Genomic DNA, 18,616 nt, shown 5'->3' with positions numbered 1-18,616 from the left:
CCCACCCCGGCCTGACGGGGTGACGCCCGGACCGGGCGGGTCCGCGGACCGAGAGGACCGCGGACCCGCCCGGTTCCCGTGCCCGGCCCGCCCGAAACCGCTTCGGCTCAGCCGGACCGCCTGGCCCGCCTGGCCCACCGGCCCACCCGCCTGGCCGCCTGACCGTAACGACCGATCGGAGAAGACCCCCGCATGGCCCGGAAGACGAAGGCCGCCCCCGCCGCCGAACCGCCCCGGCGCCGCCGCCCCCGCTGGTTGACGGCGCTGGTCGTGTTCGCGGTGTGCGCCGCCGTCGCGGGCGGCGTCGCCGCGTACGAGACGGTATCCGACCAGGCCGCGGAGCGGCCGGTCAGCAGCGACGAGGCCGCCCGGCTGGCGCTGTCCCGGCTGAACCTCTACCAGGCCAGCCCCGTGAACGTGGTGCTCACCGCGGACGAGGGCGGGGGAGTGCGGATCCAGGTCGAGGGGGTCGTCGACTACCGCACCCACCGGGGCGCCGGCCGCTACCGCTCCACCGGAGCGAGCGGTCCGCTCGACCACGGGCTGGTGGTCTGGGACACCGGCGGCCTCGGCCTCGCCCCCGAACCCGCGGACGACCAGAGCCCGCCGTGGCAGCAGGCCGAGCACGTCCCCCGGTCCGACTGGTCGCCGCGCTCGTACACCGCCGACCCGCTGGACGCCGGCCTCCAACTGCTCACCCAGCTCGGCGCCGACCGCCCCGACAACCCGGTGCTGCTCGCCCAGTCCGGCGCCCGTTGGCTCGGCCAGGACCGGATCGACGGCCGCAGCTACGACCGCTTCTCCGGCCCGCGCGCCCAGGGCGCCGCGCCGGACGGCAACCGCTCGCCGCTCACCTACTGGGTGGACGGCGACGGCTCGCTGCGCCGGGTCACCATGCGGATGGCGGGCCTGGGCACACCGGCCACCGTGGAGTTCTCCGGCCGCAACGCCGACGCCAAGCTCCCTGAGGCGCCCTGGCTGACCGGCTGACAGTACGTCAATCAACTCACCGAGTACGGGAGATGGCGAGTCCGGCTGCTCGCCCCGAGAAGATGCAGCCGCCGAGGAAGGTGCCCTCCAGGGCGTTGTACCCGTGCACGCCGCCGCCGCCGAACCCGGCCACCTCCCCGGCGGCGTACAGGCCGGGGACGGGTGCCCCGTCGGCGCCGATCACCCGGGAGTCCAGGTCGGTCTGCAGGCCGCCGAGGGTCTTGCGGGACAGGATGTTGAGCCGTACGCCGATCAGCGGGCCGTGCGCCGGGTCGAGGATCCGGTGCGGCCGGGCGACCCGGGCGATCCGGTCGGTCAGCGACCGGCGGGCGTTGTGGATCGCCATCACCTGCACGTCCTTGCTGAACTCGTTGTCCAACTCCCGGTCCCGGGCGACAATCTGACGCTCGATCATGGCCGCGTCGAGCTTCGGGCCACGGGCGATTCCGTTCATGGCCGCGACCAGCTCGGGCAGGGTCCGGGCGACCACGAAGTCCTCGCCGTGCCGCTTGAACCGCTCCACCGGGCCGGGGGCGCCCTTCGCCAGCCGGCTGCGCAGCGCGACCTTGAGGTCGCGGCCGGTCAGATCGGGGTTCTGCTCCGAGCCGGAGAGCGCGAACTCCTTCTCGATGATCGACTGGGTCAGGACGAACCAGGAGTAGTCGTGGCCGGTGGCCAGGATCTGCTTCATCGCGCCGATCGAGTCGGCCCCCGGCACGCCGGACATCCCGGTCAGTCGGCGCCCCTTGGCGTCGAACCACATCGAGGACGGGCCGGGCAGGATCCGGATGGCGTGGTCCGGCCAGACCGGGTCCCAGTTGTGCACGCCCTCGGTGTAGGCCCACATCCGGTCCCGGTTGACCACCCGGCCCCCCGCCCGCTCGGTGATGGCCAGCATCCGGCCGTCGACGTGGGCGGGCACACCGGAGATCAGGTGCTCGGGCGCCGGACCGACCCGCTCGGTCGGCCAGTTGGCGCGCATCAGCGCGTGGTTGTGCCCGATGCCGCCGGAGGTCACCACGACCGCCGCGGCCCGCTCCTCGAACGGGCCGGTCACCTCGCGCGAGGACTTGACCCCGCGTGCCGAGTCGTCCGGCGCCAGCACCGAGCCCCGGACGCCGACCACCGCGCCGCCCGCGCCGTCCTCCGTCAGCAGCTCGTCCACCTGGTGCCGGAAGGCGAACCGCACCAGCCCGGCGCGCTCCGCCCGCAGCACCGGGCGCAGGAAGGCCTCCACCACGCCGGGCCCGGTGCCCCAGGTGATGTGGAAGCGCGGCACCGAGTTGCCGTGGCCGGTGGCCGAACCGGCGCCCCGCTCCGCCCACCCCACCAGCGGCACCACCCGGTGGCCCAGCTCGCGCAGGTAGCCGCGCTTGCCGCCCGCCGCCCACGCCAGGTACGCCTCGGCCCAGCGCCGGCCCCAGACATCCTCGTCGTCCGGGCGGTCGAAGCCGGCCGAACCGAGCCAGTCCTGCCGGGCCAGCTCCAAGGAGTCTTTGATCCCGGCCCGCCGCTGCTCCGGACTGTCGACGAAGAAGAGGCCGCCGAGCGACCAGAACGCCTGGCCGCCGAGGTTCCGCCGGTTCTCCTGCTCGACGACCAGCACCCGCCGGCCGGCCTTGGCCAGCTCGTGCGTCGCCACCAGACCGGCCAGTCCGGCCCCGACCACGATCACCTCAGGCTGGAACGGCATTCAGCTCTCCCTCGGGGGAATCCGCCGTCGCCCGGGCGCGACGGCCGTACCGTCCCCATGGTCACGGGCGGGCCGTGAGGGCGGGCACTAGGCTTGTCAGGTGGTGATGAAGAAGACTGTGCCATCGGAGCACGGCACACCGGTAGGGGGCGCGTCGGCGGGCGGCGGGGCCGCCGACCGGCCCGTCGCGGACCGTTCGGCCGCTGACCGCGCTGCCGCTGACCGCGCTGCCGCTGACCGCTCCACCGCCGTGGCGCGGATCCTGGCGGACGAGCCCGGCCTGGTCGAGGCCGCCATGGCCGCCGTCACCCGGGAGATCCCCGCCTACGCGAACCTCGACGCCCGCCAGCTCGAAGAGGTCCGCTCCCTGATCGTCTGGACCCTCCGCCGGGTGCTCGAACTGTGGTCCGTGGACGGCGCCCTGGACGCCGACGACCTCCGGATGTTCCGCGGCGTCGGTGCCGTCCGGGCCCGTGACGCCCGCCCGCTGGCGGCCGTGCTGCGCGCCTACCGGGTGGCCGCGCTGGCCTTCTTCGACCGGATCGGCGAACGCTTCCCCGACGCCGTTTCGTCCCGCGACCTCAGCGCACTGGCCCGGGTCTGGCTGACGGTGCTCGACCAGTCCTCGGAGGCGGTCTTCGACGGCTACGAGTCCGCTGGCCGCGTCCTCGGCGAGGACCGCGAACGCGCCCTGCGCGGCCTCCTCGCGGACCTGCTGCTCGGCCGGCAGAGCCACGCCGGCACCCTGCGCGCGCGGCTGCGCGAACTCGACGCCGAACTGCCCACCACCTTCGACCTGTTGGTGGTCTCCCCGGCCGCCGGAGCCGCCGGAGCCGCCGGTGTCGCCGGAGCCGCCGACGCGGCGCAGGCGGCCGCGCTGGTGGCCACCTCCCTCGACGCCCGGGCCGCGGGCCGGTCCGGCGAGCTCGAACTCACCTCGCTGCACACCGTCATGGACGGCGTCGGGGCCGCCCTGCTCAAGGCGGCCGACCCGGCGGCACTGGACCGCCTGACCGCCGCGCACGTCCTCACCGGCGCCCGGCTCACCGGCGTCACCGCCGCCACCGCCCCGCGCGACTACCGCCTGGCCCTCCACGGCCTCCGGCACGCCCCGCCCCTGGTACGGACCGAGCGCCGGGTGCTCGACCGCGGCGACCTGGAGGTGGTGGCCCTGGTGACCGGACACCCGGACGCCGCCCCCGCCCGGGTCACCGAGGCCGTGCTCGGCCACCTCGCCCAGGACGACGACACCCGGCGGACCCTCGACGCGGTGATCTACGCCGACGGCGCCGCGGGCGCGGCCGCCCGCCTCCACCTCCACCCGCAAACCGTCCGCTACCGCCTCCGCCGCCTCGCCACCACCACCGGCCGCGACCCACGCACCCCGTGGAACCGCTTCGTCTTCCAGACCGCCCTCCTCGCGGCCGCCCCCTGACAGCCCCGCGCAGGACCGGAGCCGCCGCCCACAACGAGGCCCCGTGGGTCAGCAGTTGTGGCGGGAGGCAGAATCGTGCCATGCGAATCCTGATCGTCACGGCCGGTTCACGAGGAGACGTCGCCCCCTACACCGGGCTGGGGCGGCGGCTGTCGGACGCGGGCCACCAGGTCGCCGTGGCCGCCCACGCGTCCTTCGCCGGGCTGCTCGCCGACTGCGGTCTCGAACACCGGCCGGTGCCGGGAGACCCGCAGGGGTTGGTCCGGGAGGTCTCCCGGGCGACGTCGCGCGCGGAGACCCAGGCCGCGCTGCGGGCCTACACGGACGGGCTGGCCGACGGGGTGGCGGAGGCGGCGGCGGGCGGGGCCGACGTGGTGCTCACCGCCTTCGGCCCGGCACCGCTGAGCCGGGCGGCCGGCGAGGCGCTCGGCGTCCCCGTCGTCGGCACCTACCTCGCCCCGTCCTTCGCCACCCGGGAGTTCGCGCTGCCCAACGCCCGGAACACGGACGACCCGGGGCCGGAGGGCAGGCTCGCGGCGGGCCGGGACGTGCTGAGGCGCGCGGAAGGGATCTTCGCGGACGCCGTGACCAGGCTGCGCGCCCGGCTCGGGCTGCCCGCCGACCCGCCCGCGGCAGCGGCCGGCATCCGGCCGCCTTCCACGGCTACAGTCCGCTGGTGCTGCCGCGCCCCGCCGACTGGCCGTCCTGGGCCCGGGTGGCGGGCTACTGGTGGCCCGCGCGGCCGGACGGCTGGCAGCCCCCGGCCGACCTGGTCGACTTCCTCCGGGCCGGTCCGCCCCCGGTGTTCATCGGCTTCGGCAGCATGGCGGTCGGGGAGGGGGAGCGGCTCAGCGGGCTGGTCGCCTCGGCGGTCGAGCGGGCGGGCGTACGGGCGGTGGTGCAGGCGGGCTGGGCCGAGCTGGATGCCCGCAGCGGCGACGTCCTGACCATCGGCGACGTCCCGCACGACTGGCTGTTCCCCCGCACCGCCGCCGTCGTCCACCACGCCGGAGCCGGCACCACGGCGGCCGGCCTACGGGCCGGGGTGCCCGCCGTCGCCGTGCCCGTGATGGCCGACCAGCCGTTCTGGGCGGCCCGACTGCACGACCTGGGGGTCGCGCCCCGGCCCGTACCGTTCCAGTCGCTCACCGCCGAGGCCCTCGGCGACGCCATCACCGCCTGCCTGACCGACCCGACCCACCACCACCGCGCCACCGCCCTCGCCCGCGGACTCGCCACGGAGGACGGCACCGCACCCCTGCTCGCCCACCTCGACTCCCTGCTCGGCGACCCGAGCGCGAGGCCCCGGTAACGCCCGTCCGACAAAGGCGTACCGAGCGGGGAGCACGGGCCTCCGGTTCAATTGCCTTGCCGTCCCGACCCCGACCGGCGATTCTGGGCCGGTGCCAGGACAGGCGAAGAGGAAGCGGCGGAAAGAGGCCGAGAGGCAGCGGCTTGCCGCTCGCACCGCGCCGGACGCCGGGCGGTGGGAAGTGATCTTCGAAACGCAGGACGAGGCAAAGCTGCGCGCACAGCTGCGCCCGCTCCGGGAGGCGGGAATCGACCCCTCGACGATCCGGATCGACATGCTGTGCGGCCGTCTGGTGCAGCCGACCACCTACCGGCTGAGCCGGTTCGTGACCGACCCCGGGTGCGAGGCCGGCCACGACGGCACCGGTGCGAGTGGTTCGTGGGTGGTGTCACAACGGGGCGGCACGGCCGCGCGGGCGTGACATGCTCGTGGAATGAAGACCTACGACGAAGGGACAGCACGGGTATCGCGTGGCGGCCCCTCATCAGAAGGCGGCCCGGCGGTGGCCGTGGTCCGGGAGGTGCTGGCCGGCCTGCCCGGTTCGGTGGTCTTCCTCCAGCCGGAGTTCGGCCCCGGGGGAGAGGTGGCGGACTTCTGGTTCACGGCTGCCTCGCCCGAGGCGGTCGACATCGGCGGGCGCCGGGGAGCGGAGCTGACGGGGAGGAGCGTGCTGCGGACCTACCCGGGTGTGGCCGGTACCGACCTGTGGCAGGGCTACCTGCGGGTACTGACGTCCGGGCTCCCCTACGAGGGGGAGCTGAGGTACGAGGAGGGCGCTCCCGGCATCCCGCGCCTGTCGCGGTATCGCGTCCGGGCGGCCCCCTGCCAGGGAGGCCTGATCGTCACCTGGAACCGCCTGGACACGACCGAGCGCGAGCAGCGCCGGCTGGCGCTCATGCAACACCTGGGCCGGATGGGCTGGGTGGACCGGGACCTGGTCCGCGGCGAGATCAACTGGTCCGACGAGGTGTACTCGATCTTCGGCCGGGACCGGTCGCTGGGGCCGGTGACGCTGGAGGAGCTGTCCGCCCGGGCCGACAGCGAGGACCGTCCGGCCCTGGAGGACGCGGTCCGGCGCCTGCTGAGCGCCGGCGAGCCGCTCGACCGGACGTTCCGCATCCACCTCCCCCAGGGTGAGGTCCGTCATGTGCGGGTCGTCTCGGAGCCGGAGACGGACGCGCTGGGTCAGACGGTCCAGGTCCACGGCTTCTTCCAGGACCTCACCGCCACCAAGCACGCCGAACAGCAGTTGCTGGAGCACCAGCAGAACGCGATCGCCCAACAGAGCCTGCTGGCCGCGGAACGCGACCTGGCCGCCCGCCTCCAGGAGACCCTGCTGCCGGTGCCCGAAAAGGTGCTCCAGCTGGCCGGTCTGACCGTCGATGTCGCCTACCGGCCGCTGCAGGAAGGTCTCAATCTCGGCGGCGACTGGTACAGCGCCATCGAACTGCCGGACGGCAACGCGCTGCTCGTCGTCGGCGACGTCGCCGGCCACGGACTGGACGCGGTCGCCACCATGGCGCTGCTGCGCTTCACCGCCAAGGGCATGGCCATCACCGACACACCCCTGCCAGGCATCCTCTCCCGCCTGAACACCCTGCTCCTGCACGCCGCGGACCCCAGCGACCGCACGGCCACCCTGATCATGGCCGTCTACCAGCCCGCCCTCTCCCGACTGACCTGGGTCCGGGCCGGACACCCGCCGCCCCTGCTGCTGCGCCGGGGCGAGGCCCATTTCCTGCCGACGCCCCGGGGCATCCTGCTGGGCGCGACCACCGATCCCCACTACGAATCGGCCTCGCTCGAGCTACTGCCCGGCGACCACCTCCTGCTGTACACCGACGGCCTGATCGAGAAGCCCGGCGAGCCCCTGGACGAAGGCATGGCCCGACTGGCCCGCACCGCGGCCGCCACCGCCCAGGCCGACGGCCGCCGCTTCCTCGACGACCTCGTGCGAACGCTCGTCACCCCCGAGAGCCGCCGCGACGACATCTGCGTTCTTCACGTCAGCCGCTGACTCACCGATCGGACGTCCGCCCCTGGGCGGCGTCGGTCGACGCGTCGTGAGAGGCTCCTGGCATGGAACAGCGCGTACTCGGCCGGACCGGCCGTCCCGTTTCGGTGGTCGGACTCGGCACCTGGCAGCTCGGTGCGGACTGGGGTGACGTCCGGGAGGGGGACGCCCTGGCCGTGCTGGAGGCGTCCGTGGAGGCGGGGGTCACGCTCTTCGACACCGCCGACGTCTACGGAGACGGTCGCAGCGAGCGGTTGATCGGCCGGTTCCGGAAGGAGCGTCCGGACGCGGAGGTGTTCGTCGCCACCAAGTTCGGCCGCCGGGTCGAGCAGCGGCCCGAGCACTACCACCTCGCCAACTTCCGTGCCTGGGCCGACCGTTCGCGGGAGAACCTGGGCGTGGAGCGGCTGCACCTGGTGCAGCTGCACTGCCCGCCGACGCCGGTCTACTCCTCGGACGAGGTGTTCGACGCCCTGGACACCCTGGTGGCGGAGGAGCGGATCGCCGCCTACGGGGTGAGCGTGGAGACCTGCGCGGAGGCGCTGACCGCGATCGCGCGCCCGGGCGTCGCCAGCGTGCAGATCATCCTGAACGCCTTCCGGCTCAAGCCGCTGGAGCGGGTGCTGCCCGCGGCCGAGGCGGCCGGGGTGGGGATCCTGGCGCGGGTGCCGCTCGCCTCGGGGCTGCTCTCGGGCCGCTACAGCGAGCGGACCGTCTTCGGCCCGGACGACCACCGCACCTACAACCGCCACGGCGAGGCCTTCGACCAGGGCGAGACCTTCTCCGGCGTGGACTTCGCCACGGGCGTCGAGGCGGCCCGGGAGTTCGCCGCGCTCGCCCCCGAGGGCGCCACGGCGGCGCAGACGGCGCTGCGGTGGATCATCCAGCAGCCCGGGGTCACGACGGTGATCCCCGGGGCCCGCAATGTGGCCCAGGCCCGCGCCAACGCCGCGGCCGCCGCCTTGGCCCCGCTGCCCGAGGCCACCCTCGACGCCGTCCGGGAGCTGTACGACCGCCGCATCCGGCCGCAGGTGCACGACCGCTGGTAGGCGCCGCCCGGCGGTCGGCGCCCGACCCGCGTCAGGGCGTCCCGGCCGGGAATTGTCACCGGTCTGCTACGCGCGTCGCAGCGGGGAACCCCGGTGGGGTGGTTGACGTCCTCGACCTCGGAGAACACGCAGGTGGAGCCGGGGGAGGGGACGTCGATGGATTTCAAGGCGCGGATGGGGAACGTGGGCAACCGGTCGCGGGCGGCCGTCGCGGTGGCGGTCGTCGTCGCGGCGGCGACGGCGTGGGCGGTTCCGACGGTCACCGCGACGGTCCCCGGCCATGACCGGAACGTCGCCCAGGGCCAGGACGGGTCCGGCGAGGGGCAGGGCGGGCAGGGAGGGCAGGGTGGCCAGGACGGCGCCCAGGGCAGCGGCGGCGGTGCGCAGCAGGGGCGGATACCCGAGGGCATAGCCCACGCCTCGGAGGCCGGGGGCAACGCCGTCAACATCACCATCGACGACGGCCCCGACCCGGTCTGGACCCCGAAGGTCCTCGACGTGCTCAAGCGGTACGGGGTGAAGGCGACCTTCTGCATGATCGGACCGCAGGCCAAGGCCCACCCGGACCTGGTCAAGCAGGTGGTGGCGGCCGGCCACCGGCTCTGCGACCACACCGTGGACCACGACACCTCGATGGACAAGAAGCCCGTCGCCTACCAGGAGCGGGAGATCCTGGACGCGAAGAAGATGATCGAGCAGGCCGCGGGCGGCGCCGAGGTCATGTACTACCGGGCTCCCGGTGGCTCGTTCACCCCCGACAGCCGGCGGATCGCCGCCGCGAACGGCATGCGCCCGCTCGGCTGGAACGTCGACTCGAAGGACTTCGAGAAGCCCGGCACGGCGGCCATCGTCGAGACGGTCAAGAAGGAGCTCGGCAACGGCCCGACCGTCCTGTTCCACGACGGCGGCGGCGACCGGCAGCAGACCGTCGAGGCCCTCGGCCAGGTGCTCACCTGGTTGAAGAGCCAGGGCCGCGCCACCGGCTTTCCGGTCCGGACCGCGCCGTGACCGTCGCCGTCCCGTCCGGCCGCGCTAGCTGATCCCGGAGGCCCGGGCCCGGAGTTCGCGCTTGAGGAGCTTGCCGCTCTGGTTGCGGGGCAGTTCGGTGACGAAGCGGACCTGCTTCGGCACCTTGAACGGGGCGAGCCGGCTCCTGACGTGGGCGACCAGCTCGGCCTCGGTGGGGGCGGCGGCGCCGGGCCGGAGCACGACGAAGGCGGTGACCGCCTCGATCCACCTCTCGTCGGGGACGCCGATCACCGCGACCTCCGCCACGGCGGGGTGGCTGTAGACGGCCTCCTCGACCTCCCGGGAGGCGACCAGCACTCCGCCGGTGTTGATGACGTCCTTGATCCGGTCGACCACGGTCAGGTAACCGGCCTCGTCGGTGACCGCCAGGTCCCCGGAATGGAACCAGCCGTCCTTGAAGGCCTCGGCGGTCTGCTCGGGCGAGTCCCAGTAGCCGAGGCACAACTGCGGTGAGCGGTAGACGACTTCGCCGGGCGTGCCGGGCGGCACGTCCGTGCCGTTCCGGTCCACCACGCGGGTCTCCACGAACAGCACCGGGCGTCCGCAGGAGGCCGGGCGGTCGAGGTGCTCCTCGGGCCGCAGCACCGTGGACAGCGGGCCGATCTCGGACTGGCCGAAGCAGTTGTAGAAGCCCACCTGCGGGTAGCGGGCGCGCAGCCGGTCGAGCACCGCCACCGGCATGATCGAGGCGCCGTACTGGGCCTTGCGCAGGGAGGACAGGTCGTGCCGGTCGAGGTCCGGGTGGTTGGCCAGCGGGACCCACACGGTCGGCGCCAGGAACAGCGAGCCGATCCGCTCGCCCTCGATCCGCCGGAGCAGCTCGGGGATGTCGGGCGACTCCAGCAGCAGGACAAAGGCGCCGACGGCGAGGTACGGGAGCAGGAAGACGTGCAGGGCGGCCGAGTGGTAGAGCGGCATGCAGATCAGCGGCCGGTCGTCCGCGCGCAGGTCGAGGGCGTGGATGGCGGACAGGTAGGCGTGCACCAGGGCGCGGTGGGGCATCATCGCGCCCTTGGGGCGGGAGGTGGTGCCGGAGGTGCAGAGCAGCTGGGCGAGCTCGGTGTCGGCCGGACCGGTGCCGAGCTCGGGCACGGGGCCGGCCGACGCGGCCTCCAGCAGGCCGGTTCCGGTGGATCCGGTTCCCGTAGCTCCTGTTCCCGTACGTCCGGTCCCCGGTGTCGCGGCCTCCGGCGGCCCGGCCGGGTCCTCCCGCAGCGGCAGCACGTGCTCGACGGCCAGGCCGTCCCGGACCCGCTCGACCTCCGGCGCGAGCGCCGGGTCGGTGAGCACCGCGCGGGTGCCGGACTGGCCGAGCAGGTAGCGCAGTTCCTCGCCGGTGAGGGCGTGGTTGACCGGGACGTGCACCAGCCCGGCCCGGACGCAGGCGAGGAAGGCGATCGCGTAGGCGTCGGAGTTGCGCCCGTACGCGGCGACCCGGTCGCCGGGCCGCAGCCCGAGCCCGAGCAGGTGCCCGGCGGCGCGGCTGACGGCCTCGTCGAGCTGCCGGTAGGTCCAGCTGCGGTCGGCGAAGGTGAGCGCGACGCGGTCGGGGGCCCGGCGGGCGCTCCGGCGCAGCAGCCCGTCGACGGTGCCGGCTCGGGGGTCGTCGCTCATGGTCACGGTCTCGCTTTCGTACGGCCGGCGGGCGGGCGGGCGGCGGGCGGGCGGCGGGGCGGCTGGGCGGCTGGGCCTGGTCCGGCGGTCCGGAGTGGGCAGCAGCAGCCTGCCCGCTCCGGACCGTCCGCACCAGGGTCCGCGTCCCTGCTGGTGCGCCCGACCGTGGTGGGGGCGGACGTGTGCATCCGCCCCGGCCGGGTAGGCGCGCGGGCGACCACCGATTCCGGGGCCCGGCACCCTGCCGGGCCGAAGGGTGCTGCGAAGACGGTCACCGTTCGTGTACGACGGCCCGACCTCGGAGGAGAATCGACGCCACCGGGCGGGGAATCCGACGAGGAGGCCGGCCATGAAGAGCCTTGAACGCCGCTACGCGGTGGCCCTGCCCGGGTCGATCGGCGGGCACGCCCCGCGATCCGTCGTCGTGGTCCACGTGACGGAGGAGATCGGCCCCGGCGGCGGGCCGGTCTGGACGAACAGCGACGGCGACCTCCGGGTGGAGATCGCCGGCGAGGTCGCCACCGTCCTGTCCGCCCCGGAGGGGACGGTGCGGCACCCCTGCCTGCACGCGGTGGCGCTGCCCGACCGTTCGTAGCGCGGACACTGCGCCCCCTCGGCTGCCGGTCAGCCGCCGGTCAGCTGTTGGCACCCCGAGCGGCCACCGTCCAGCGGTCGACGACCTCGCCGGCCCGGACCACCTCCAGGGTGTCGGCCAGGTTCACCGGCGTGCAGACGTGGACCGGGACGACGGAGACCCGGGAACCCAGGCGGGGAGTGGGCCCGCCCTCGGGCAGCACGACGGTGGCGTGGTGCTCGGAGAGGGAGGCCACCACCGCGTCCGGGTGGTCCGGGAGGTAGCCGTGACCGCGGACCCAGGGCGATGCGTCGGAGCCGAGCACCTTGCTGCCCGCGTCGAGCACGAAACGGCCGGGGCCCGGGGTGCTCACCACGGTCGCGAGCGCGTAGAGCCCGAGGTCGTCCGCGGTGCAGCTGCCGATGGCCAGCTGGGTGGCGTCGTTGAAGACGTACACCCCCGGGCGCAGTTCGTTCACCGCGCCCGACCGCCACTGCCCGGCCGTCGGCGTCGACCCGCCGCTCACCACCGGCACCGCGAGCCCCACGGCCCGCAGGGCCTCCGCCGCCTCGCCGAGCGCCCGCTCCTCGTCGCGGGCCGCTTGCTCGCGGGCGCGGGGGTCGTGGCCGTAGCCGTGGCCCGGGAAGGTGAAGACGCCCGCCACCTCCAGCCCGGCGTCGACGGCGGCGAGGCCGATCTCGGTCGCGGCAGCCGGAACGACTCCGGTCCGGTGGTGACCGGAATCGATCTCGATCATCACCTGGGCCGGGGCCGCCGCGCCCCGCAGCGCCCGCCCCAGCCGCCGGACACCCTCCACGGAGTCCGCCCCCACCCGCAGGGCGACCGCGTCGGCGAGGGCGCGCAGCCGACGGGCCTTGGCGTCGTCGACCCACAGGGGGTAGGCGATGAAGAGGTCGGACACACCGTTCCGGGCGAAGACCTCCGCCTCGCCGACGGTGGCCACGCTCAGGCCCACCGCTCCGGCGTCGAGCTGGCGCCGCGCGATCTCCGGGCACTTGTGGGTCTTGGCGTGGGGGCGCACCGCGAAGCCGCCGTCCAGGGCCGCCGCGCTCATCCGGGCGATGTTGCGCTCCATGACATCGGCGTCGACGACCAGCGCGGGGGTCGCCGGCTCCTCGGGGAGATGTGTGCTCATGCCTCATGATCACGCGTCCGGCCGGGCCCCGGTTCCCGCCGGCCCCCGGTGCGTTGCCGCGCCGGGCCCGTGCGGACGGTCAGGACGCCGTCGTACCCGGCCCGCCCGCCTCGGTGGCGCGAGGGGCGGCCGGCGGGAGCGGCCCCAGGACCAGCGTCTGCACGTGCATCGTGCCGTCGGGCAACGCGGCGGCGCTGATCCGCGAGATCTGGCTGTTCGTGTCGATCAGCGCCGGTGTCCGCAAGGCTCCGGACACGGCACCGTCGGACACCGTGCCCTGCGTCGCGTCGCCGATGGCGTTGTAGGCCGGGTGCCACACGCGCGCACGGTAGAACTGGGCGTCGGTCACCTTGGGGGAGGTCGCCCGGACCGCTCCAACGCCTACCGGGGGCGACGCTTCACCCCGGCGCGAAACCGGATCGTAACCATCCGGCTCTTGATCCCATCAAGTAATGGAACTTAACTTATGCCTGCGCGAGCCTCTCCCCCAAGAGGCAGCCGGTGCCCCGTCCCGAGGTCATGCTCCGAACTCGTGGGCGTGGCCTGTGAATCCGTCCCTTCTGAAGATCTGCGTTGAACAGGCTGTGGCCGCTGCGCCGGACGGCGGCGCGGGTTGACCGGAAGGGTCACGCAAGGTCGTCGTGACCAGCCAGGAGCGTGTCCCATGCGGTGCTCCATCCTGCGGACACGCCAGTGACCGTACCCGCATCACCAAGGTCAAGCGGTTCCCACTTGGCCCTCTCGCGATACCCGGGCGATGCGCCGGGGACGGCGGGCGCGTCCGGCACTCCGGACGGAGGCCTTCGTCGGGCGGCCATGTCCATGCGGGAACAGCGAACGCCCGTTTCTCGGGCCCCACACCGAGGAGGTCTCTATGTCCAAGTCCTTGACCGGCACACTCACGCGACGCGGTAGTGCCGTGGTCGTCGCGGGGATCATGGTCGCGGCGGCGACCATGGGCGGGATGCCCCGACCCGCGCGGGCAGCCTCGCAGGCCGCCGCGACCGAGACCACGGCCGTCTCCGACAAGGCCGGCTCGACCACCGCCCTGAAGAGCTTCGCCATCCAGTCCTCGGCCGGCGTGACGGACAGCGGGGAGAGCATCTCCACCCCCGGCTACCAGCCGAACGGCTGGCACCCGGCCGGCCCCCGCTCCACGGTCATGGCCGCGCTCGTGGCCGACCACACCTACCCGGACCCGTTCTACTCGACGAACATGAAGCAGCCCACCGACCCCTTCACGGTGCCGTGGTGGTACCGCTCCGACTTCACCGCGAACGACACCTCCGGGCGCAGCTACCTGAATGTCACGGGTGTCCTCTCCGCCGCCGACATCTACGTCAACGGCAGGAAGATCGCCGCCGCCGACAAGGTAGCCGGCATCTACCCGCTCTACGAGCTCGACATCTCGCCCTACGTCCAGCCGGGGCGCAACTCCGTCGCCTTCCGGATCTACCCCAACGACCCCGGTCGGCACCTGACCACCGGATGGATCGACTGGTCGCCCAGCCCGGCGGACAACAACATGGGCCTGTCCCAGGACATCACCATCCGGCGCACGGGCGGAGTCAACCTCAGCGACACCCACGTGAACACCACCCTCGACCCGTCCCTCACCTCCGCCGAACTCACTGTCAAGACCAAGGTCGGCAACGCCACCGACGACACCGTCACCACCACCGTCAGCGGCACCATCGGCGAGCTCGCCTTCAGCAAGGACGTCACGCTCGCCCCGCGCGAGACCAAGCCGGTCGTGTTCACTGCGGCGGACACCCCGCAGCTCAAGTTCGCCGACCCGAAGATCTGGTGGCCGGCCGGTATGGGCGACCAGCCGCTGTACGAACTCCAGCTGGCGGCGACGACCAACGGTGCCGTCACCGACAAGGCACGCAAGAGCTTCGGCATCCGGGACATCCAGGCCCCGCTGAACGCCGCCGGCAAGCGTACCTACACCGTCAACGGCCGTCCGCTCCTCATCCGGGGCGCGGCCGAGTCGCCCGACATCCTGCTGCGCTGGAACCGGCAGGAGGCGGAAGACCGGATCGCCTACGCCCTCAACATGGGCATCAACCTGATCCGCCTGGAAGGCCACCCGGAACCGGACGAGTTCTACGACATGGCCGACAAGGCAGGCATGCTCCTGATGGCCGGCTGGGAGTGCTGCAACAAGTGGCAGGAGGTCGACCCGACCGATGAGGAGGCGGAGCGACGCCTCCCGCTCGACGAACACGAACGCAGGATCGCCAAGGACTCCTTGCTCGCCTGGGCCTCCGAACTGCGCAACCACCCCAGCGTCACCTCGTTCCTCATCGGCAGTGACGAGGCCCCCACCCCCGACACGGCCAACACCTACAAGGACGCGCTCGCCGAGGTGGACTGGCAGCTCCCGGTCGTCAGCGACATCAACGGTGCCGAAGCCGCCGGCTACGTGAGCGGCATGAAGATGTCCAGCCCCTACGAATGGGTGCCGCCCGTCTACTGGTACAACAAGCGACAGGGAGGCGCCGAGGGGTTCAACGCCGAGACGAGTGCGGGGCCGAGCATCCCCACGACGGACACCCTCCGGCGGATGCTGTCGCCGCAGGAACTCCAAGACCTCTGGCAGCACCCCGAGGACACCCAGTACCACCGGACACCGGATGCCGGTTTGGAGCAGTTCCGCAACCTCAAGGTCTTCGGCGAGGCACTCAACGGGCGCTACGGAAAGGCCACCGGCCTGGACGACTTCGTCCGCAAGTCCCAGCTCGCCCAGTACGAGGCGGTACGGGCCCAGTTCGAGGCGTACGGACGCAACTTCACCGACGAATCGAACCCCTCGACTGGCGTCATCTACTGGATGCTCAACTCCCCCTGGACGTCCCTGCACTGGCAGCTCTTCGACCGGTACTTCGACCAGGGCGGCGCGTACTTCGCGGCCCAGAAGGCCAACGAGGACCTCCACATCCAGTACTCCTACGACAACCGCTCCGTCGTCGTCGTGAACCGCCGCACCGGCCAGGCCCAGGGCCTGACCGCGCACGTCGAGCTCTACAACACCGACGGAACCAAGCGCTTCGACCGGACCACCCCGAACCTCACCGTCCCCGGTGACGGCGGCAAAACGGTGGCGCTCACCATCCCCGAGAACGCCCCCGACCTGTCCACCACCTACCTCGCCAAACTCACCCTCACCGACCCCGCGGGCAACGAGGTCAGCCGCAACGTCTACTGGCTCTCCACCAAGCAGGACAAGCTCGACTACGGCAAGGTGAAGGACGACTTCCCGTACACGGCGACCAACGCCTTCGCTTCCCTCCAGGGGCTGAACGACATGGCGAAGAGCCAGGTCTCCGCCACCGCCACCAGCACCGAGGCCGACGGCACGACGACCGTCAGCGTCAAGCTCTCCAACACCAGCAGCGGCACCACCCCGGCGCTGCTCACCGACGTCCATCTCGTCGACGACCAGAACAAGCCCCTCCTGCCCGTGCGCTGGACCGACAACCAGGTCAGCCTCTGGCCCGGAGAGTCGACCACCATCACCGCGACCATCCGCACTGACGACCTCAAGGGCTCCATTCCGCAGCTGCGCATCACCGGCTGGAACACCGACACCACCATGGCACAGGTCCAGAACGCTTCCTGAACCGCCGACCGTCGGCGCCCCTCAGCCGTAAGGCCGCCGACGGCAGGGGGTCGGCACCAGGCCCGCCGGACTGGCTGACCCGCGCCCCCACCGTGTGAACGGCTCGGAAACCACCGGGCCGTTCACACCGTCGCGTATTTATCAGAGGGCATTTGATGTGGAAGCGGTTCGGATGCAGGCGGCCGAGCTGTTCGAGCAGGAGGTCAAGCCGCCGGAGGTCGCACGACGGCTGCGGGTGAGCCTGAAGTCGGCGTACCAGTGGCACCGGTTGTGGCGAGCCGGCGGGGCTGAGGAGCTGACCTCCCGTGGCCCGAGCGGGTCGCGGTGCCGTCTGTCTCCACGCTGCCTGGAGAAGCTCGCCGCTGTGCCACCGCCTGCGCACCCACCCCGCGGGCAGAGGCAAGCGCCGCAGCATGGGCGAGCGCGACTTCATCGCGCCGATCGACGGTGTCCACCGGCTGGTCAAAGCTCCGATCGAGCTGGTCTGGGACCGCCTGAACACCCACGTTTCTGGTAGATGCCTCGTCAGTGGGCAGGCTGTGGCCCTGCTGCCGGGCGGGTGGAGCCGGTCCGGTCGGACCGGACAGTGTCCGCCCGTTCCACGAGGTGCTCCAGGACCGAGAGGGTGAGGTCCGCGAGGTCGGCTCGGGTGATCGTGGTGACGTCGAGTTGGAACTGGGTCGCCAGGCGCCGCTGCCTGTCGTGGAAGAAGACCGGATGCCGCCGTGGTGCACTCGCGCCGCTGACCAGCCCGGCGCGCCAGTCGGCCAGGAGCTCGGGATCGGCCGGGCCGCGCAGTCCGTCGTGCTTGGCGGCCCGGAGTACTGCGGCCAGCCTGTGGCGGCCCCGCCGGCGAAGGCCCTCCTGGACGGCGGACAGCGACATCGCCGGTTGCAGCTCCACGGCCAGGTCGTGTGCCTCGAGCACGGCCTCCACCTCCGTCCGGTCACCCATGAGGACGTCGATGCTCGGCCGGAACAGCCAGGGCTGCGCCGCTGCGCCACGGCCGGGGCAGCGGAGGTCCACGGCGATCCAGGCGTGGTCGGAGCCGGAGGGGTGGTGTCGCCAGGCCATCAGCATCGGGTTTCCGGCACTGGTGTTCATGGCGCTCGCTGATCGGACCGGCGGCCGGAGCGTTGCGGGGCTGTTGCAGGGGGAGTGACGGCGGTCATGGTGGGGTGGGTTGGTTCGTGATCGGATGGTCGGATGGGTGAGTTCCGGATGGGCGGGGTGGTGCCGGTGAGGCATGGGGTCGGGGCGGTGGCGGCGGTGGTGCTGCTCGCGGGGTGCGGGAGCCAGGTGGCCGGGGCGGGCGGGGGGCCTTCCGCCGCCGGCTCCGGCAGCGCGGGGCCGTGCGGGGTGGCGTCGGCTTCGCCGGGCCCGGTGGCGAAGGACGGGGTGCGGATCACGGCGGCGAGTGCGGTGTGCGCGGAGTACGAGGTGACCAACCCGGGCGGCGAAGCGGCCGATGTGACGGTGGTGTTCGGCCGCTCGGGGGCGACCGGGGGTGTGCTGGGCAACGAGACGAGGACGGTCACGGATCTCGCACCGGGGGCGACCGAGAAGGGGCGGGTGGAACTGGACGGGAGGACCTCGGGGGTAACGGTCGTCAAGGTGCGGAGCGTGCCGAGCGCCGAGGCCTCGCGCCCGGACGGACCGTGCCCGGCGTCCGGGGTGCGGGTGAGTGCGGACGACGGCGATGCGGCGATGGGGCTGCGGGTGGTGGGGCTGCACCTGCGCAACTGCGGGACGGCCACGGTGAACGTCGACGGGTACCCGGAGCTCCAGCTCCTCGACGTGGAGCACAGGCCGGTCGACGGGGTGCAACTCCTGCACGGGGGTGCGCAGATCGCGAGCGGCACCGGGGCGGACGACCCGCCGCGGCCCCTCGTGTTGAAGCCGGGCGAGGGGGCGCGGTCCACGCTGGCCTGGCGCAACACCGCCGAGGCGGGCGCGGGTGACCCGGTGAACGCCCCGTACCTGCGGGTCCGGGCGCTGCCGGGCGCCGCGCCCGTGATGGTGGTGCCGGAGCTGGACCTGGGCACCACCGGGCGGTTGGGCGTCGGCGCCTGGGTGCGGGAGGACGGGCAGCCGCCGGCGACCAGGCCGCCGGCGCGGTGATCGA

15 protein-coding genes and 3 pseudogenes are annotated in these 18,616 nt (G+C 73.2%); 13 read left to right on the top strand and 5 right to left on the bottom strand.

Going from position 1 to position 18,616, the window contains the following annotated elements; all coding sequences use genetic code 11:
- Nucleotides 1-192 precede the first annotated feature (192 nt).
- Entirely contained in the window at nucleotides 193-990 is a 798-nt protein-coding gene (locus tag ACIQWA_RS00980; protein ID WP_402476460.1) for a hypothetical protein, read from the top strand.
- A gap of 16 nt (nucleotides 991-1,006) precedes the next feature.
- Here the strand turns inward: ACIQWA_RS00980 and ACIQWA_RS00975 are convergent, their stop codons facing one another.
- Entirely contained in the window at nucleotides 1,007-2,683 is a 1,677-nt protein-coding gene (locus tag ACIQWA_RS00975) for an FAD-binding dehydrogenase (protein ID WP_402476458.1), read from the bottom strand.
- Between the two features lie 250 nt (nucleotides 2,684-2,933).
- On the opposite strand from ACIQWA_RS00975, the gene ACIQWA_RS00970 reads away from it, so the two are divergent.
- From ACIQWA_RS00970 to ACIQWA_RS00940, 7 genes and pseudogenes are all read left to right on the top strand, one after another.
- Nucleotides 2,934-4,118: a helix-turn-helix domain-containing protein gene (locus ACIQWA_RS00970; RefSeq protein WP_402476455.1), complete on the top strand. Its 1,185-nt coding sequence runs from the start codon at nucleotides 2,934-2,936 to the stop codon at nucleotides 4,116-4,118.
- A gap of 80 nt (nucleotides 4,119-4,198) precedes the next feature.
- A pseudogene (locus tag ACIQWA_RS00965) lies at nucleotides 4,199-4,540 on the top strand (glycosyltransferase); the annotation flags it as partial.
- Between the two features lie 254 nt (nucleotides 4,541-4,794).
- Complete coding sequence (locus ACIQWA_RS00960) at nucleotides 4,795-5,430, top strand: glycosyltransferase (protein WP_402476454.1); 636 nt, start codon at nucleotides 4,795-4,797, stop codon at nucleotides 5,428-5,430.
- Between the two features lie 91 nt (nucleotides 5,431-5,521).
- Nucleotides 5,522-5,851 carry a hypothetical protein gene (locus ACIQWA_RS00955; protein ID WP_402476451.1) on the top strand — a complete coding sequence of 110 codons (330 nt, stop codon included), beginning with the start codon at nucleotides 5,522-5,524 and terminating at the stop codon, nucleotides 5,849-5,851.
- 81 nt (nucleotides 5,852-5,932) lie between these two features.
- Nucleotides 5,933-7,447, top strand: a complete 1,515-nt coding sequence (locus tag ACIQWA_RS00950; protein WP_402476448.1) for a PP2C family protein-serine/threonine phosphatase — start codon at nucleotides 5,933-5,935, stop codon at nucleotides 7,445-7,447.
- A 62-nt stretch (nucleotides 7,448-7,509) separates the two neighbouring features.
- Nucleotides 7,510-8,493, top strand: a complete 984-nt coding sequence (locus ACIQWA_RS00945; protein ID WP_402476445.1) for an aldo/keto reductase — start codon at nucleotides 7,510-7,512, stop codon at nucleotides 8,491-8,493.
- Nucleotides 8,494-8,649: 156 nt separating this feature from the next.
- Entirely contained in the window at nucleotides 8,650-9,501 is an 852-nt protein-coding gene (locus tag ACIQWA_RS00940; RefSeq protein ID WP_402476442.1) for a polysaccharide deacetylase family protein, read from the top strand.
- 24 nt (nucleotides 9,502-9,525) lie between these two features.
- On the opposite strand, the gene ACIQWA_RS00935 is transcribed toward ACIQWA_RS00940, so the two are convergent.
- On the bottom strand, nucleotides 9,526-11,136 hold the full coding sequence (locus tag ACIQWA_RS00935) for an acyl-CoA synthetase (protein ID WP_402476440.1): 1,611 nt from the start codon (nucleotides 11,134-11,136) through the stop codon (nucleotides 9,526-9,528).
- 349 nt (nucleotides 11,137-11,485) lie between these two features.
- Here ACIQWA_RS00935 and ACIQWA_RS00930 point away from each other — a divergent pair, with 349 nt between their 5' ends.
- Nucleotides 11,486-11,731: a DUF6296 family protein gene (locus ACIQWA_RS00930; protein WP_402476438.1), complete on the top strand. Its 246-nt coding sequence runs from the start codon at nucleotides 11,486-11,488 to the stop codon at nucleotides 11,729-11,731.
- Nucleotides 11,732-11,771: 40 nt separating this feature from the next.
- Here the strand turns inward: ACIQWA_RS00930 and ACIQWA_RS00925 are convergent, their stop codons facing one another.
- A complete protein-coding gene (locus ACIQWA_RS00925; RefSeq protein WP_402476436.1) occupies nucleotides 11,772-12,866 on the bottom strand; it encodes an alanine racemase in 1,095 nt (364 codons plus the stop codon).
- 79 nt (nucleotides 12,867-12,945) lie between these two features.
- Entirely contained in the window at nucleotides 12,946-13,215 is a 270-nt protein-coding gene (locus ACIQWA_RS00920; protein WP_402476434.1) for a hypothetical protein, read from the bottom strand.
- Between the two features lie 525 nt (nucleotides 13,216-13,740).
- Between ACIQWA_RS00920 and ACIQWA_RS00915 the strand changes: the two genes are divergently transcribed.
- The 3 genes and pseudogenes from ACIQWA_RS00915 to ACIQWA_RS00905 form a co-directional block, all read left to right on the top strand.
- Nucleotides 13,741-16,491 carry a glycosyl hydrolase 2 galactose-binding domain-containing protein gene (locus tag ACIQWA_RS00915; RefSeq protein WP_402476432.1) on the top strand — a complete coding sequence of 917 codons (2,751 nt, stop codon included), beginning with the start codon at nucleotides 13,741-13,743 and terminating at the stop codon, nucleotides 16,489-16,491.
- Between the two features lie 172 nt (nucleotides 16,492-16,663).
- Nucleotides 16,664-16,771 (top strand): annotated as a pseudogene (locus tag ACIQWA_RS00910) (helix-turn-helix domain-containing protein); the annotation flags it as partial.
- 25 nt (nucleotides 16,772-16,796) lie between these two features.
- Nucleotides 16,797-17,003 (top strand): annotated as a pseudogene (locus ACIQWA_RS00905) (IS630 family transposase); the annotation flags it as partial.
- A gap of 13 nt (nucleotides 17,004-17,016) precedes the next feature.
- Here ACIQWA_RS00905 and ACIQWA_RS00900 read toward each other — a convergent pair.
- Complete coding sequence (locus ACIQWA_RS00900) at nucleotides 17,017-17,595, bottom strand: hypothetical protein (protein WP_402476429.1); 579 nt, start codon at nucleotides 17,593-17,595, stop codon at nucleotides 17,017-17,019.
- A 102-nt stretch (nucleotides 17,596-17,697) separates the two neighbouring features.
- On the opposite strand from ACIQWA_RS00900, the gene ACIQWA_RS00895 reads away from it, so the two are divergent.
- Complete coding sequence (locus tag ACIQWA_RS00895; protein ID WP_402476427.1) at nucleotides 17,698-18,612, top strand: DUF4232 domain-containing protein; 915 nt, start codon at nucleotides 17,698-17,700, stop codon at nucleotides 18,610-18,612.
- Nucleotides 18,613-18,616: the final 4 nt, after the last annotated feature.

Origin of the sequence: Kitasatospora sp. NPDC098652 (assembly GCF_044760155.1) — a bacterium.
Classification (GTDB): Bacteria; Actinomycetota; Actinomycetes; order Streptomycetales; family Streptomycetaceae; genus Kitasatospora.
The sequence above is the reverse complement of the archived record's forward strand: the minus strand, read 5'-3'. Positions and strand labels throughout refer to the sequence as shown.

What these genes read in the sequence shown, in the direction of transcription:
- ACIQWA_RS00980 (WP_402476460.1), top strand. Translation starts at nt 193, where the DNA reads ATGGCCCGGAAGACGAAGGCCGCCCCCGCCGCCGAACCGCCCCGGCGC.
- ACIQWA_RS00975 (WP_402476458.1), bottom strand. Translation starts at nt 2,683, where the DNA reads ATGCCGTTCCAGCCTGAGGTGATCGTGGTCGGGGCCGGACTGGCCGGT.
- ACIQWA_RS00945 (WP_402476445.1), top strand. Translation starts at nt 7,510, where the DNA reads ATGGAACAGCGCGTACTCGGCCGGACCGGCCGTCCCGTTTCGGTGGTC.
- ACIQWA_RS00940 (WP_402476442.1), top strand. Translation starts at nt 8,650, where the DNA reads ATGGATTTCAAGGCGCGGATGGGGAACGTGGGCAACCGGTCGCGGGCG.
- ACIQWA_RS00935 (WP_402476440.1), bottom strand. Translation starts at nt 11,136, where the DNA reads ATGAGCGACGACCCCCGAGCCGGCACCGTCGACGGGCTGCTGCGCCGG.
- ACIQWA_RS00930 (WP_402476438.1), top strand. Translation starts at nt 11,486, where the DNA reads ATGAAGAGCCTTGAACGCCGCTACGCGGTGGCCCTGCCCGGGTCGATC.
- ACIQWA_RS00925 (WP_402476436.1), bottom strand. Translation starts at nt 12,866, where the DNA reads ATGAGCACACATCTCCCCGAGGAGCCGGCGACCCCCGCGCTGGTCGTC.
- ACIQWA_RS00915 (WP_402476432.1), top strand. Translation starts at nt 13,741, where the DNA reads ATGTCCAAGTCCTTGACCGGCACACTCACGCGACGCGGTAGTGCCGTG.
- ACIQWA_RS00900 (WP_402476429.1), bottom strand. Translation starts at nt 17,595, where the DNA reads ATGAACACCAGTGCCGGAAACCCGATGCTGATGGCCTGGCGACACCAC.
- ACIQWA_RS00895 (WP_402476427.1), top strand. Translation starts at nt 17,698, where the DNA reads ATGGGTGAGTTCCGGATGGGCGGGGTGGTGCCGGTGAGGCATGGGGTC.